Here is a 15322-nt window from a genome sequence, read left to right as displayed (position 1 = left end):
GCCGAATCTTCCCCCAATCTCTTGACTCTTGCAAGAGCCAACAGTAAAGAGTATCTCATCTCCACAAGCAATTTAAATGCGCGGGCAGCTTATCTTTCACTGATCACTGAAAAAAGCTGGCCACTTGCCAATCCCTTGCCAGATCGGGAAAAAACGGCTCTTCTAGGTTGTGTGTGATAAGTTTAACTTACTATATGATTGATCGATCTTTGTGTCCTTTGTGTCTTTGTGGTTCGTTCCACCCCCTCTCTAGAAGGAATGTATTTTAGAATACATTTTACCCACCAAATCCAAGAGAGCCAAAAAACTCCGTTAGAATACGGAAAGCCGTTTACAAAACGATACAAAATCATGACCGTTGCTTACCCTCGTAAATTCAAGAAGACGATGAGCGCTCGCGACATCATGAAGCGTGTCATTAGCGATCGCGAAATTCATCTTGTCACCCTCAACCGCTACCGCTACAACGAACAACGTAGCTGTAAAGACCTGACCGAACTGATCGAAACCCTAGACGGACAACCAAAAGAACTGATCCAGGAGCTTTCCCGTCACGTCGCCGATGAGGCCCGCCATGCCTACTGGTTAACCGATTTATTAATCGAATTGGGGGCCGATGTGGGGAAACCGCCGGGGTTGTCCTATATCGACGAATTTGAACGTCTTCTCGATCAAGATCAATTCCAAGGCGAAGAACAAAGGGAAGATGGACTGATTGCGGCCCTAGCGGCAATTAACGTCACGGAAAAACGGGGATGCGAATACTTTGCCGCCCATATTTATGCCCTCAAAGCAGGGGAACAAACCCCGGAAAATCTGAAAATTCAGGAAACGATCGCCAAAATCTTTCCCGAAGAAGCGGGCCATGTGCGTTGGGGTAATCGTTGGTTAGCCAAAATTGCTCAAAAAAGCCCCGAACATCGGCAAAAAGTCGAAAAAGCTAAGGCCAAATACTCAGCGATCGAACAGGCCGCCTATGAATCGGGGATGGATATCACCCTGGGGGCAGAATTGCGCCGCTTCGGTCATTTAATGGAAATCGCCGCCACTATGCCACTCTGGGAACGTCCTCAATATCTGATGGAACGTTTACCCCAAACCCTTCTCGACCCGAAATTGCAATTATTCCGGGTAGAAGCGGCTCAAAAAGCCTGGAATCGTGATCCACAAATGTTTATGGAACGCTTTTTACCGATGTTTTTTAATGCGGACGGCAATATCGGCAAAAAAGAGAAAGTCAACTAATTTAATCTTGATTTTCGGGGGCAATCCTTCAGCGATCGCTGAAGAAATGTTCATCGAGGATCGAGAAAATCAGCTATTGTTTTAAATAGGGGTGAGTTCTCGGCTTTGGGGCCAGAGAAACACCACTTTTTTACTGTTTATTTTGACTTTTCTTTTTTAGATTATGCGTCTTTTAGCTTCCTTTGATCGCTACCCCGATAGTGTATCGTTAACCCTAGAACCAGTAGCCACCGACTCGCAAAAATTTGATTTATATTTAACTTTACACCTACAAGCTCAAATTCAATCTCTCCTTGGCGGGGAAATCAAATGGGGACTAAAAGGAGGAAAATTAGATTTTCTTTTAGTTAATTGTCACCTAACACCAAATCCTCTTTCTAGTCAAGAGTTATACATAAATCGTATTAATAATCATCAATGGCGGTTATCTTTCAAAAGTCCTCAGTCAATATTTACAGGAGCGCTCGAAAGGATTAACCTAGGAACCGTCAGTGTGGAGGAAGAACCTTATCATCTGACGGTGCAATTTTCGCTGACAGCTGCGGATATCTGTATCACGGAAACATCGGGATTATGGAAACACGATCTAAGTCCCAATAAACATAGTATTTTAGAGCGAAAGTTAGCATTTTTCCTAATGGAAAATCAATTTGATGCTTTTTTAAGTCGTATTTCTTTGGGTTCATCGCAGGTGGAATTAGATAATGTTCTAGTTGAACCGCAACCGGCAGCATCAGAAAATTTAGAGAAATTGCAGACACAAATCGAGGGAATTTATGCTGCTGTTAGTGATGATTTTCTGAAATTAGCCCAATTAGCTGAACTCAATCCCCTAACGGATTTTACCGGGGCAAATCTCCTAGCAGCGGAATTAAGTGGCATATCTTTAGGCATGGCTAATCTCTATCAAGCTAATCTGCGGGGGGCTAATTTAACCGATGCTGATTTAAGCGAAATTAATGGCAGTCATGCTAGTTTTAAGGGAGCGGATTTAAGCGGAGCCTTATTAGCTAATGCCGATTTAAGTTATGCTGATTTTTACCGTTCTAGTTTGGCTTTAGCTAATTTAATTGGCTCCAATTTAGAAGGAGCTAATTTGGTTGAAGTCAACATCACTCAAGCGAATTTTAGCGGGGCAAAAGTGCAGGGGGCAAAGTTTGCCGATAACGTGGGGATGACTGAGGAATTGCGGGAAAATTTACGCTTGCGCGGAGCTTTCTGCGATTAGTCAACTATGATACTAAATCCGTTGAGTATAGGCTACATATCAAGACAGTCAAAAGGCAAGAGGCAAAAGGCAAAGGGGAGAATAAATAATCAGTTTTTAATAACCGGATTTAGTATGGGGCCTCTAGATGACACCAAATCCCCTCACCGCTGACGGAAAACAGTGTCATCTAATCAAAAAAGAAGATTAGAGATTTTCCTCGGCATCTATGCCCAATTCCCGCAGTTTAGCCGCTAATTTCGCCGCTTTTTGCTTTTCTTGCTCGACTTGGTTTTCTGCCTCTAAAACCCGATTTTCTGCCTCTACAGCCCGATTTTCTGCCTGTTGTGCCGCTTCTGCGGGAGTGGGTACTAATTCGCCTTTGGAGGTAAAATAGCGCAATTTATTGGCAGATAAACCCAAATATAAGCCTAATTGTTGACTCCAGAGCCATCCCTGGGGATTGGGGGTAATCGGTTGATATTGACCGCTAATTAGGGTAAATCCCTGAAATTCTAAGCTTTCTGGGTCAAACCAAAAATAATCGGGAGTGCGAAATATATCCTGATAAATTTGTTTTTTCTCCTCTCGGTCAACTTTGGCGGTACTATCGGAGAGAATTTCGATAATTAAATTGGGATATTTGCCCTCTTCTCGCCAAATTACCCAACTTCTGCGGTTGGGGTTGGGATTTGTCCCCAAAACGACGAAAAAATCTGGACCACGGAAGAATTCTGACTTTTTCTGGTTGGGACTGTAATAAATGGTTAAATTGCCGGCGGCAAAATAATCTTCTCGCTCGCGCCACCACCATTCTAAACACTGAATTAATAAAATAATTTGTTGTAGATGTAGGTTACTTTCCAAGGGTGGTTCATCACTCCAAAATTCGCCTTCTGGGAAGATTATCTCAGGGTTTACATGGGACTCCACTAGGGGTAAGCTTTCAGCGATAGTCATGGTTAGTCCAACAGAGATAGGTCAACAACTTATTATAAATCATTGAAGGGATTTTTTGAGCAATTGTAGCAGTAGCAATTGAGGTAGAATATTCCTGTGGGTAAATCGTCATTTTTCCCTTAAACAATACCAGATCGCAGGGCAATTACGGCCGCTTGTACTCGGTCGTCCACGGCCAATTTATTCATAATTCCCCGCACATGGGTTTTAATCGTATTGGTGCTTAAATAAAGTTGTTCGGCGATTTCAGCGTTACTTTTGCCCTCAACAATTAACTTTAAAACCTCCATTTCTCGCTCCGATAAAAGTGCTAGATTGGGATTAGGTTGCACTGCCGGCGGTTTGAGATTATCCATGACTAAACGGGCAATTTGAGGGTCTAAATAGGTGGCCCCGTCCTTAGCTGCTTCAATGGCGGCCAAAAGGCGATCGAGACTCGCTCCCTTGATACAATAGGCATCAGCGCCACTGGCCAGAGCTGCGATCACTTCCTGTTGGAGAGTGTGGGAAGTGAGCATGACCACATGAACATTAGCTAAACCCTCCTTAATCTGTTTAGTTGCCGCAATGCCATCGAGACGGGGTAAACCGATGTCCATGACCACTAAATCTGGCCGTAGGGATAGGGCTAATTGTACCCCTGCTAGACCATCACTAGCTTGACCGACGATCTCAAAATCTGGCTGTTCACCGAGCGCTTGTTCTAAACCTAACTGCATTAAAGGATCGTCTTCAACAATTAAAATCCGCATGATCTTTGAGTCCTAAAAGGAAAATGTACGGTTTTCACCCATCTGCATGAAGCAGAACTACTCCTAGTTTAGGCAATCTGGAGAGAGATTAACAGTGATTCAGTGATTCAGTAACCAGTGACCAGTAACCAGTGACCAGTAACCAGTGACCAGTGACCAGTGACCAGTGAAAGATACTAAATTTATTGAAAATTGAAAACTTAAACCTAATAACTTAAAACTTAAACCTAATAACTTAAAACTTAAAACTTAAACCTGATAACTGATAACTGATAACTGATAACTGATAACTGATAACTGATAACTGATAACTGATAACTGATAACTGATAACTGATAACTGATAACTGAAAATGCTGCGGATTTCATCAGATCGGTCTAAAATTGTGCTTGTTGCCCTAGCTTATCTGGGTGTTGGTTGGCTAGGCTATCTCTGCTTAAATTTAGGGTCGCGACCTGCCCCAATTTGGATGAGTGCTGGTATTGGCTTAACTGCTGTTTTTTTAGGGGGAAAAAGGCTAGTTTTAGGCGTTTTTATCGGAGATTTGCTTCTAACCTTCTTTTTAGGGGGCAGTTGGCCCATAGCTCTATTTTCGGCGCTCGGTAGCAGTGTATCGGCTCTGTTAGGGGCGCAATTCCTACATTATCTGAGATTTTCCGCCACTTTACAGCGTATTCGCGATATTCTCTTACTGGTATTTTTAGCGGCCTTATTGGCCTCGGCAGTTAATGCCACTATCGATACTTTTGCCCGTAGTTGGCTAAATACTTGGGATTGGCGGCAATTTGGACAGTCTTGGGGCATGATCTGGCTCGGAGATAGTACAGGGATCTTAATGACCACGCCGCTGCTGTTGCGTTTTTGCTTCAATCGTCACTCCCTGCGGGAACCCCGGCAACCCCAACGCCTTGGCGAGGCATTACTTTGTATGAGTTTGCTAACGGTGGTGACTTTCGTGGTTTTTGGTGGTCAACAGGATTTTCTTAACCCCGATTGGAGTATGGTGCAGTACCTCGAATATCTGCCTTTTCCTTTTGTGGTTTGGGCTGCTATGCGTTTTCAGACCTGGGGAGCGGTAATAGCCAATTTTTTAGTATCTATTTTAGCTTTGATGGGATTGGTCGGGGGAATCAGTCCTTTTATCCTACAAGCCCCCGACCATACCAGAGGTGTCCTGATCTTACAAATCTTTTTGGTCATTGTCATGTCAACTTCTCTGTTTTTATCGGCGGCGATTACCGAAAGACAACAGATCGATCGAGCTTTAAATGAAACTTTAGAACGGGAACATTTAGTCACACAAGTTGCTTTAAAAGTCCATCAATCTTTAGATATAGATCAAGTTTTAAATACCATTGTTGGGGAAATCAGAAATTTTCTCGATGCCGATCAAGTCTATATCGGTCACTGTCAAGAGCGGGGTTGGTCTAAGGTAATCGCTGAGTCCCGTCGTCCCGAGATTCCCTCGCTGATGGGTTGGTTTCCCGAACCAGAATTACTGGAAGAATTGGGACAATTATTTTCTTTAGATAAGTTAATTATTGCTGATAATACCGCTAAGGTGCAAACGCTGCCCACTCTCAAGGGTTATTATGAATACCTGCAAGTTAAATCCTCTTTAGTTTTACCTCTAACGGTTAATAATCAACATTTAGGTGCTTTAGTTGTCCATCAATATTCCCATCCCCGTCATTGGCAAAAAAGCGAGGTCAAATTATTAGAACAGTTAGCCACCCAAGTTTGTATCGCTATCGGCCAAGCGCAACTATATCAGAGGGTGCAAAGCTTGAATAATAATTTAGAACAGGAAGTGGCAGCTAGAACCCTAGAACTGCGAGAAAAAGTCCGGGAAATTCAGCGTTTATACGAAATGAAAACGGTTTTTTTACAGGCAGTATCCCACGATCTACGCACTTCGATTATGGGATTAGTGATGTTATTAAAAAATTTCCAGTGTCGGCAAACAGAAAAAGTAACTATCTCGCGAGCAATGCTCGATCAGGTGGTGCGTAGTTGCGATCGACAATTAACTTTAATTAATGCTTTATCAGAAAATCATTTTGCTGAAGAACGGCCTTTAATCTTGCATCGTCAACCTCTATTTTTAAAAGAACAGGTGGAAATTTGGCTGAAAGATTGGCAAAAAGATTTTGATTTATACCAAGCTACTTTTATTAATCTTCTCCCCGATAACTTACCCGCTATTGATGCCGATCCTTGTCAGCTAAGAAGTGTTTTTGAACAATTATTAAATAATGCCTTAAAACATAATCCTTCACCAATTCAATTAGCTTTAGATGCTCGTATTGACCAAGATATGCTCTACTGCACTTTAAGCGATAATGGTATTGGCATGGATGAGGAACAATGTCAACATCTTTTCCATTTATATGTAAGAAATCTTCATAATCAACACCTAACGGGGATTGGTTTAGGTTCCTACCAATGTCGGCAAATTATCGAGGCTCACTCTGGGAGAATTGGAGTAAAAAGTACCCCGCGGGTTGGTTCACAGTTTTGGTTTACTTTACCCCTTGCTCATCAAAATTCTAGAGTAATTAAGCAGGAGTTAGTCAACAGTAATCAGTGATTTGTAACGGGATCGAGATGATTCTGCTTATCGCTCTTCTGGGACTCTGGGGTATATAGAATCGCCAATTTAGACTTGAATTAGCCATTTTATGTGGGTTGCCTACCGACAATTAAGGCATATTTGAGGAGAATTTGCCATCTCAATTGTTAAGCAACAATCGACCAAATAGGTCGAGTTTGTAACTATTCTGATTGCTAGTATCCCTTGAAATTCTCACAAGGATCACAAAATTGGCCAATTGTCAATAGCGTTTGAGATGCGCTCACCCCCGGTGGTGAGGATGTCAAACAATCATCAAAAATAGCAGCGGTTGCCCCCTAGTTCTATAATCAGATCACGGCTAATTTGATTGGCTATCGACCCTATTCATGTCTATCTCCCCACCCCGTCCGGGTTACACTTTACCAGTTTTTGCCTGTGCCAGTGCGATCGCATCTCTCCAGCATCTCCACGGCGAAAATGAGCTAAATTCCGTTACTTTTAATCTTTTAGAACCGCCAGAAACCGTTACAATTGCCATCGAACAAGTTGCCCAACTTAACCCCGATGCTGCCCTAGCTATCACCCGCAGCGATCCAGGGGACAATTTAGATTTAACTAGAAATACCCCTATATGGGCGTTAGTAGAAAGAAAAACAGGTAATCAAGAGATAGAGATTCAAGGAGGCGCAGGAATCGGCCTACAGATTGATAATAGCGGAAAATCAGCTATTTATAGTTATGCCCAGCGTCTGCTGCAAGAAAACCTCAGACCCCTGTTACTGCCCCAAGAAAGCATCAAAGTGACGATTATCCTGCCAGAAGGCAAAAAACTGGCCACAAGGACTTCTAACGCCGCTTTTGGGGTGGTAGAGGGATTATCTTTGTTGGGTACCACCGGCATTTCCCAACCCCTCAGCGCTCCCGGACAGTTGGAAATCTTTCGCGAGCAATTAAAAATTTTATCTCTTCGTTTCGATCGCTTGGTGTTTTGTATCGGGGAAAATGGCTTAGATTTAGCCCCTCAAATGGGTATTAATCCTGATATTTTGGTAAAAACAGCCAATTGGATCGGGCCGATGTTATTAGAGGCACAATTACAGGGAATCTCTGAAATTCTTTTGTTTGGTTATCACGGTAAATTAATTAAACTTGCCGGGGGAATCTTTCAGACTCACCATCATCTCGCCGATGGTCGTCGGGAAATTCTTACCGCCTACGCCGCTAAAATGGGTTTAGCTACCCCCCATCTCCAGCAAATTTTTGACAGCAGCACCAGCGAAAACGGTCTGGAATATCTGCGTCAATTAGACCGGCAAACGGGAGATAATTGGGTGGAACGCATCTATGGAGAAATGGCTAATACTATCGATCGCCGTTGCCAAGAATACGTTTATAACCACAGTAACGGTCATCTTGGGGTCGGTTGTATTTTATTCGATCGCTCTCGTTCTTTGATCAGCAAAAGCGAAAATGGCCTTAAATTTTTGCAAAATCTACCAGTTACTCCCCAGTGACTGTGCTATGATCGTGGGAATATTTAGGGCTTGCTGAAAAAGTACGGGCGAAGCATTCGGATAGAAAATCTACGGTTTCACCGATAGGTTATTGCCCGAATGCTTCGCCCCTACAGGACGCGGGCCGATGAAGACGCAAGGTTTTGAACGACGATTCTCTCAAAATCTTGCACCTGTTTCGCTCGTAAAGCCCCAAAACCCTTACTTTGCCTACATTTCACATTTATTCAGCAAGCCCTATTTAGTCTTAAAAAATGAAACTAATAAGGCGATGCTATTGTAGCTTATTTTCAGAAAAATAGCCGATTTAGTTTACAAATCTTTAACCTTTTCCTGCCAGTTTCTTTTCTTGATCGTAGTGACAACTCAAACCCCCCTTCCCACCCCCCAAGAGACTTTGCCCTCAGAGTCCTTCACTAATAGCCTTAATCGTCAAATAATCATCATTCTTGACTTTGGCTCCCAGTATTCTGAATTAATCGCCCGCAGAATCCGGGAAACGAACGTTTACTCCGAAGTTCTCTCCTATCGTACCAGCGCCGAACAATTAGCCCAAATCAACCCGAAAGGAATAATTCTTTCGGGCGGTCCCAATTCCGTCTATGATCCTGGAGCGCCCCACTGTGATCCCGAAATTTGGAATTTAGGTGTACCCATCCTCGGAGTTTGCTACGGGATGCAATTGATGGTACAGCAGTTAGGGGGCAGGGTAGAACGGGCAAAACGGGCCGAATACGGCAAAGCATCCCTATTTATCAACGATCCTACCGATTTATTAACCAATGTCGAGGACGGTTCCACCGCTTGGATGAGTCACGGGGATTCCTGCGTGGAATTGCCTGCGGGTTTTGAAATTCTCGCTCATACCGATAATACCGATTGTGCGGCCATTGCCGATCACGAGAAAAAACTCTTTGGAGTGCAGTTTCACCCGGAAGTTGTCCATTCTGTGGGAGGAATCGCCTTAATTCGCAATTTCGTCTATCATATCTGCAAATGCGAACCCACTTGGACCACGGAAGCTTTTGTCGAGGAATCGATCCGAGAAATTAGGGCAAAAGTGGGCGATAAGCGAGTTTTATTGGCTTTATCCGGCGGTGTGGACTCCTCTACCTTAGCATTCCTCTTGCATCGAGCGATCGGTGATCAACTAACCTGTATGTTTATCGATCAGGGATTCATGCGTAAGGGTGAACCCGAACGATTAATGCAGATATTTAACGAGCAATTCCATATCGGAGTCCAGTATGTCAACGCTAGAAAGCGATTTTTAGCGCAAGTGGCCGGTGTCACCGATCCCGAAGAAAAGCGCCGTCGTATCGGCCATGAATTTATTCAGGTGTTTGAAGAAGAATCGAATCGTTTGGGACCCTTTGATTATCTGGCCCAAGGAACTTTATATCCCGATGTGATTGAATCGGCCGATAGTAATGTGGATCCCAAAACCGGGGAAAGAGTAGCGGTTAAAATTAAAAGTCATCATAACGTTGGTGGACTGCCGAAAAATCTCCGGTTTAAATTAGTCGAACCTCTGCGAAAATTATTTAAGGATGAGGTGAGAAAATTAGGCCGATCGATCGGTCTTCCAGAAGAAATTGTTCGTCGTCAACCTTTCCCCGGCCCTGGTTTAGCGATTCGCATTTTAGGGGAAGTCACCGCAGATAAATTAAATATTTTGCGCGATGCAGATTGGGTGGTGCGCGACGAGATTAATAAGCAGGGAATGTATCACGATTTCTGGCAAGCTTTCGCAGTTTTATTGCCTGTCCGCAGTGTGGGAGTGATGGGAGATCAACGTACCTACGCTTATCCTATTGTCCTACGTTTAGTCAGCAGTGAAGACGGAATGACTGCCGATTGGTCCCGGGTTCCCTATGATTTATTGGAGACAATTTCTAATCGTATTGTCAATGAAGTTAAGGGAGTTAACCGCGTGGTTTATGATATTACTTCTAAGCCTCCCGGAACTATAGAATGGGAGTAGTATTGAATTATTGATTGATTATTAGTCCCGTCCAAATATTGGGGCGGGATTTTTGCAGAATAGACAATTGAGGAGATTAATTACTACCATGGCACAGTTAGAGATGTTGGAAGAAAGAGAAGCGGTGGATTTTGCCGAAGAAGAAGAAGATATTGCAGGAGAATCAGCAAACCAAAAAAAGCTACAACTCAAAGAAATCTCCGAGACTGTTGTTGCCAGCAGTGATTGGACTACCGCAACGATCCGCGATCAATTAATTCGAGAAAATATTCAACTCAATCCGCGCTTTCAAAGACGAGATGCTTGGAATATTACTCGTAAAAGTCGATTTATTGAATCCCTAATTCTAGGGTTTCCAGTCCCACTGATTGTCTTAGCTGCTAATAATAAGGAAAAAGGTAAATTTATCGTTCTTGATGGCAAACAACGCCTACTAACAATTTTACAGTTTTATGGTGACAGTGCCACACCTAATAATAGTTTTACTTTAAAAGATTTAGAATTTCTAGATAATCTCAATGGCTGCCAATATCAAGATCTAAAAAATGACTTCAATTTAAATGATTTCTTAGACCAACTGGATAATCAAACTATCCGCACGATTGTTATCCGTAATTGGAAAACGGAGAGTTTCCTCCATAAAATTTTTCTGCGTCTCAATGTGGAAAATACCCCTTTGTCTTCTCAAGAATTAAGACAAGCATTACACCCAGGGGGTTTTATTAATTTTTTAGATGATCGAGCGATCGAAAGTCAAGCATTAAAGAAAATATTTAAATCTTCCTATCCCGATTTCCGGATGCGCGACACTGATATATTATTGCGTTATGTAGCTTTTCATTATTATTTATCCGATTATCGCGGTGATGTTAAGATACTTCTAGATAAAACCTGTCAAAATTTCAATCAAGAATGGGAAAAACGCTCAGATGAAATTATCAATGTTGTTGATCAATTTGAAAAAGCTGTCCAAACAACAATTAATATTTTTGGAGAGAAAAACTTTTCTCGTCTCTGGTTATATAAAGAAGGAAAGTATCGAAGTCAGTTCAATCGAGCAATTTTAGATGTGATGGTTTTTTACTTTTGCGATGATCTAATTAGAGCAGCTGCCGAGAAAAACAAAGAACAGATAGAAAATGCTTTTAAAGAATTATTATCTAACCCTGACAATGAATTTAGGAACTCAGTAGAAAAAACTACTAAAAGTATTAGAGCAACTTACAATCGTTTTAATTTATGGGGTCAAGCTTTATCAAAAGTATTAGATATTAACTTCAATATTCCTCAGATGGAAGACAATCGTATTATTTTTAAGGGGTTAAGATAGTTGTTTTTTTACTATGCCGAAATCTCTAAGATTTAGACAACTAACCAAAGAATTAAATCGACTCAAAAAACAATTCCTACCTCGTAAATTCAGCGAGATAAATGACTATTCTGAAAGACAATTAGCTTTAACTTTTGCCTATCGAGTTTTTGCTCATGCTGAGATTGAATCTTATCTTGAAGATCGAGTTTGGGATACAGTACAGACAGCAAAAAATATCTGGGATAATCAAGGTAAAGCTAGTGGAGTTTTGTTATGTGTAATCGCTTTTTCTGGTCAAGAAATGGAAAATCCTCCCGATACCATTACTCCTCTTAAAGGTAACAAAAATGTCTCCCTAGACAAACTGAAAATAACTAAAAAAATTGACATAGTGATTAGATGTTTTAAATCAGTTATCGATCAAAATCATGGGATTAAGGAAACTAACCTATTAAAATTACTCTTACCAATCGGCATCGATAGTGATGACTTAGATAAAGTTTGGTTAGCCAATATGAATACTTTTGGAGAAGAACGCGGTGAAATCGCTCATTCTTCGGGAATAAAAACGAAAAAAACGCCTAACCCTGCCGACGAATTAGAGAGAGTTAAACAAATTATTCAAGAATTAGAGAAAGTCGATCAATTGATTACTAACTTGCTCAAGTAATTCCACTCTTAATAAAACTTAAATTGTTAATTATATCAGAAATACAGTATAATAAAAGGCAGACAATAGAGAGCTAATCATCAAAGTGAAACATAGACCAATTGCGATCGATTTATTTGCCGGCTGCGGTGGGATGTCCCTTGGTCTAGAAGCGGCGGGATTTGATATTGCTGTAGCGGTGGAGTTTGATGCAGTCCATTCCTTGGTTCATCATTTTAACTTTCCCTATTGTCAAACTATTTGCCGGGATATAGCCAAAGTAACAAGTAGAGAAATATGGGAATTATTAAAACTAAAAGGCTATGCCACCGATGTTAGTTTAATTGCCGGCGGTCCCCCCTGCCAAGGTTTTTCATTGATTGGTAAACGACAAATAGATGATCCTAGAAATTCTCTTGTATTTGAATATCTGCGGATTGTAGCAGAAATTAAACCCAAGTATTTTATCTTTGAAAATGTCCCCGGCATGGCTACGGGTAAACACAAACAATTTTTAGAGGAGTTAATTTCTGAATTTGAAGCTATTGGCTATACAATTAATCAGCCAATTAAAATCCTGGATGCCAGTGAATATGGCGCACCACAAAAGCGCAGAAGATTAATCTTAATTGGTAGTCGAAAAGACGTGCCGATGGCTAAATATCCTTTGACAAAGACCGTCGATTTAAACTCAGCCAAAAAATCAGCTTTTACCAGCGTCTATGATGCGATTTCAGATTTAGAATTAATACCTGCCTTTATCGATACTGATTTAGGCATACCTGCATCAAAATTAGATTATAGTGGTAAGAGGAAAAAATATTCAGTGCAGCCAGGGGATATTTTTAAACTTTGCCATCAAAGAATAGTAGATACAAAAATCTATGGACATATAGGCTCAGTTCATACCCAAAGATCAATTGATAGATTTATCGTAACCGAACCGGGTACAGTGGAACCAAAAAGTCGCTTTTTCAAGCTTTCTCCTACTGGTTTATGTAACACTCTCCGGGCCGGAACTAATAGTGACAAAGGGGCCTATACTGCTCCTAGACCCATTCACTATTCTATTCCTCGTTGTATTACTGTACGAGAAGCCGCCAGATTACATACATTCCCCGATTGGTTTCAGTTTCACCGCACAATATGGCATGGTTTTCGTGAGATTGGTAATGCAGTTATTCCGCTATTATCGAAAGAACTTGGCTCTTCTGTGATGGGAGCAATGAATATTAATCCAGCCAATTTCGACCAGCTTATTTTGGAAAAAATGCCCGAAGACTTATTGCTATATAATATGTCTCAGGCATCAAACTATTGGGGAATCTCTGACGATGTTATCGCGAAAAGAAAACGAGGTGTATCTTAGAGATAGTACTATTAACTGCCAATCGAACTTGACAAACTCGCTCCCATCTTCTCACTCTCCTATACTTTTTAAACAGAATTTACTATCATTTTTATTATTCGGGAACCGTCCACCAAGCGAGAGCAAAAGCTTGTTCTTTCTCGTTAACTTGTTGACGATATTGAACCCGAATTTTATAGTTTCCAGAGATGGGGACAGGACAAAAAATATGCTCTAAACTATCACTATCACTCAGGGAAGCACAGGTGTATTTAGCATTATTATCCTCCTGAGCAGGTAAAAGATAAACATCTAAATTATTCAGGCCGCGATCCTGGAAACTTTCATCGATATCATAGAGATTATTACGATTAGTATCGATTAGTTCTACCAAACGATCCCAAGCTAAAGTTATCGAAACAAAACTATTAGCTTTTAAGGGATTCTCTAGGGCATAATCTTGATAACCATTAGCGGTAACTGTAGTGTAATCCCAACCAATAGCAGGAATAGATTCTGCGGCCGACCATTGACCATTACTAAACTGTTGGTAGGCGCGAAAAGTGTTAAGATGTCCCGTCCCCATCTGCATATCTAAAGGAATTTTCGGGTCTTTATAAGCATCGGACTCTAACCAAGTTTTTTGGTCTTTAGTTAAGACCGTCCGTCTCATACCTAATCGTAACCCATCGCCCTTATCTTTAATTTTATCGGCAGCATTAAGCATTACTGCTTTCATCACTTGATGATGACGAGAATCGAGACTCCAATGGGGATTTTTTTGATTAATTTGTTGATCGCCGTATTCTTGTAAAAGTGCCACCGATGCCGTAATATGAGGAGCGGCGAAACTGGTGCCACTAACAGTATTTAATTTACCTTTGAGATCATAAAGCTCTATTTTATTGCCGGGGGCAACTAAATTAATTGACCGCCGCGAACCATCATTAATTTCCCGTTTAATTAAACTGCGACCAATACCCACTGGCAAAGCACTAATATTAGCAAAATCAACTTTAGTAAATTTTCCCTCTCTTTTCGCTGTATAAGCGGTAGTAATGCCGTTAAAATGATCGGTGGGAATGGGAATTCCTCCCTTACCTTGATTACCAGCAATTACATAAAGAACATCCTCAACTCGCGATGACCAATCAACACATTGAGTTAATAAAGCTTGACCATCTAATTTTGGTTCCTGTCGTTGATCTCTTTGCAAAGATTCCCCAAAACTAAAGTTAATTGCTCGCACATCACCGCTATTTTGTCGGGCAATATTTTGACTGGTAAGACATTCTTCCGGTTGTCCGCCGCGTCGCAAAGAACCCACCGCCCCCGAATATAATCTCGCTTTTGGGGCTACTCCGGGGATTTTTTTATCATCACTGACCATCACCGTTGCCACCATAGCGGCGTGATTATCTAGATAGGTGTTGGGTTTGGCAATTTGATCGCGAAAAAAAACACCAGCTAATTTATAGGGAGGCTGCCAAGCCGCCACTTTATCATAACCGAACTGAGCCGGTCGTCCGATTTCCACTTGACCGATGGCAATTTTTCGCCCTAATAAATTATAGGGTTCCGCCCGCAGGCGATCGGCATAAATTCCCTGTTCACCGATGGAATTAGAAAGAACTAGGGAAGGAAGCAGAATTATCGTTACTACTAACCCGACGACAAACCAAAACCCTCTTTTCATCATCAGCAATCCTGCGGCAGTAAGGTGATACCGATCCATTCTAAGACAGAAATCTCAGAAAATACCGGAATCTCTTTTTT

General features: G+C 41.5%; 11 protein-coding genes. 8 read left to right on the top strand and 3 right to left on the bottom strand.

Annotated features, from left to right (window positions below; translation table 11 throughout):
- Positions 1 to 351 precede the first annotated feature (351 nt).
- Together H6G40_RS12110 and H6G40_RS12105 are read left to right on the top strand one after the other, a co-directional pair.
- Positions 352 to 1245 (top strand): ferritin-like domain-containing protein, encoded by an 894-nt coding sequence (locus H6G40_RS12110; protein WP_042790771.1) that lies wholly within the window; start codon positions 352 to 354, stop codon positions 1243 to 1245.
- A 163-nt stretch (positions 1246 to 1408) separates the two neighbouring features.
- The gene (locus H6G40_RS12105) at positions 1409 to 2473 is read left to right on the top strand and encodes a pentapeptide repeat-containing protein (protein ID WP_002737309.1); all 1065 of its coding nucleotides are present in this window, start codon (positions 1409 to 1411) and stop codon (positions 2471 to 2473) included.
- 186 nt (positions 2474 to 2659) lie between these two features.
- Here the strand turns inward: H6G40_RS12105 and H6G40_RS12100 are convergent, their stop codons facing one another.
- On the bottom strand, positions 2660 to 3412 hold the full coding sequence (locus H6G40_RS12100; protein WP_002735706.1) for a Uma2 family endonuclease: 753 nt from the start codon (positions 3410 to 3412) through the stop codon (positions 2660 to 2662).
- Between the two features lie 119 nt (positions 3413 to 3531).
- Positions 3532 to 4164: a response regulator gene (locus H6G40_RS12095; RefSeq protein ID WP_002737320.1), complete on the bottom strand. Its 633-nt coding sequence runs from the start codon at positions 4162 to 4164 to the stop codon at positions 3532 to 3534.
- Between the two features lie 352 nt (positions 4165 to 4516).
- Here H6G40_RS12095 and H6G40_RS12090 point away from each other — a divergent pair, with 352 nt between their 5' ends.
- The 6 genes from H6G40_RS12090 to H6G40_RS12065 all read left to right on the top strand — a co-directional run bounded on the left by H6G40_RS12090 (position 4517) and on the right by H6G40_RS12065 (position 13567).
- Positions 4517 to 6754, top strand: coding sequence for a sensor histidine kinase (locus tag H6G40_RS12090; protein WP_042790772.1), 2238 nt, complete (start codon positions 4517 to 4519; stop codon positions 6752 to 6754).
- Positions 6755 to 7125: 371 nt separating this feature from the next.
- Entirely contained in the window at positions 7126 to 8253 is a 1128-nt protein-coding gene (cbiD, locus tag H6G40_RS12085; RefSeq protein WP_002737891.1) for a cobalt-precorrin-5B (C(1))-methyltransferase CbiD, read from the top strand.
- Positions 8254 to 8611: 358 nt separating this feature from the next.
- Positions 8612 to 10237, top strand: coding sequence for a glutamine-hydrolyzing GMP synthase (gene guaA / locus H6G40_RS12080; protein ID WP_002737357.1), 1626 nt, complete (start codon positions 8612 to 8614; stop codon positions 10235 to 10237).
- A gap of 88 nt (positions 10238 to 10325) precedes the next feature.
- Positions 10326 to 11567 carry a DUF262 domain-containing protein gene (locus tag H6G40_RS12075; RefSeq protein WP_002737003.1) on the top strand — a complete coding sequence of 414 codons (1242 nt, stop codon included), beginning with the start codon at positions 10326 to 10328 and terminating at the stop codon, positions 11565 to 11567.
- A gap of 13 nt (positions 11568 to 11580) precedes the next feature.
- A complete protein-coding gene (locus H6G40_RS12070; protein ID WP_002736282.1) occupies positions 11581 to 12219 on the top strand; it encodes a HEPN domain-containing protein in 639 nt (212 codons plus the stop codon).
- Positions 12220 to 12304: 85 nt separating this feature from the next.
- Positions 12305 to 13567, top strand: coding sequence for a DNA cytosine methyltransferase (locus H6G40_RS12065; protein ID WP_069474352.1), 1263 nt, complete (start codon positions 12305 to 12307; stop codon positions 13565 to 13567).
- A gap of 94 nt (positions 13568 to 13661) precedes the next feature.
- Here H6G40_RS12065 and H6G40_RS12060 read toward each other — a convergent pair whose 3' ends face one another.
- Entirely contained in the window at positions 13662 to 15281 is a 1620-nt protein-coding gene (locus H6G40_RS12060; protein ID WP_069474353.1) for a S8 family serine peptidase, read from the bottom strand.
- Positions 15282 to 15322 lie beyond the last annotated feature (41 nt).

The sequence above is a fragment of the Microcystis viridis FACHB-1342 genome (genome assembly GCF_014698335.1).
In the GTDB taxonomy this organism is placed as follows: Bacteria; Cyanobacteriota; Cyanobacteriia; order Cyanobacteriales; family Microcystaceae; genus Microcystis; species Microcystis ichthyoblabe_A.
This window is presented reverse-complemented; position numbering and strand designations above follow the sequence as displayed.

Excerpts from the sequence above, each read along its gene's own strand:
- H6G40_RS12105 (WP_002737309.1), top strand. The coding sequence starts at position 1,409 with ATGCGTCTTTTAGCTTCCTTTGATCGCTACCCCGATAGTGTATCGTTA.
- H6G40_RS12070 (WP_002736282.1), top strand. The coding sequence starts at position 11,581 with ATGCCGAAATCTCTAAGATTTAGACAACTAACCAAAGAATTAAATCGA.
- H6G40_RS12090 (WP_042790772.1), top strand. The coding sequence starts at position 4,517 with ATGCTGCGGATTTCATCAGATCGGTCTAAAATTGTGCTTGTTGCCCTA.
- cbiD (WP_002737891.1), top strand. The coding sequence starts at position 7,126 with ATGTCTATCTCCCCACCCCGTCCGGGTTACACTTTACCAGTTTTTGCC.
- H6G40_RS12075 (WP_002737003.1), top strand. The coding sequence starts at position 10,326 with ATGGCACAGTTAGAGATGTTGGAAGAAAGAGAAGCGGTGGATTTTGCC.
- H6G40_RS12095 (WP_002737320.1), bottom strand. The coding sequence starts at position 4,164 with ATGCGGATTTTAATTGTTGAAGACGATCCTTTAATGCAGTTAGGTTTA.
- H6G40_RS12100 (WP_002735706.1), bottom strand. The coding sequence starts at position 3,412 with ATGACTATCGCTGAAAGCTTACCCCTAGTGGAGTCCCATGTAAACCCT.
- H6G40_RS12110 (WP_042790771.1), top strand. The coding sequence starts at position 352 with ATGACCGTTGCTTACCCTCGTAAATTCAAGAAGACGATGAGCGCTCGC.
- H6G40_RS12060 (WP_069474353.1), bottom strand. The coding sequence starts at position 15,281 with ATGGATCGGTATCACCTTACTGCCGCAGGATTGCTGATGATGAAAAGA.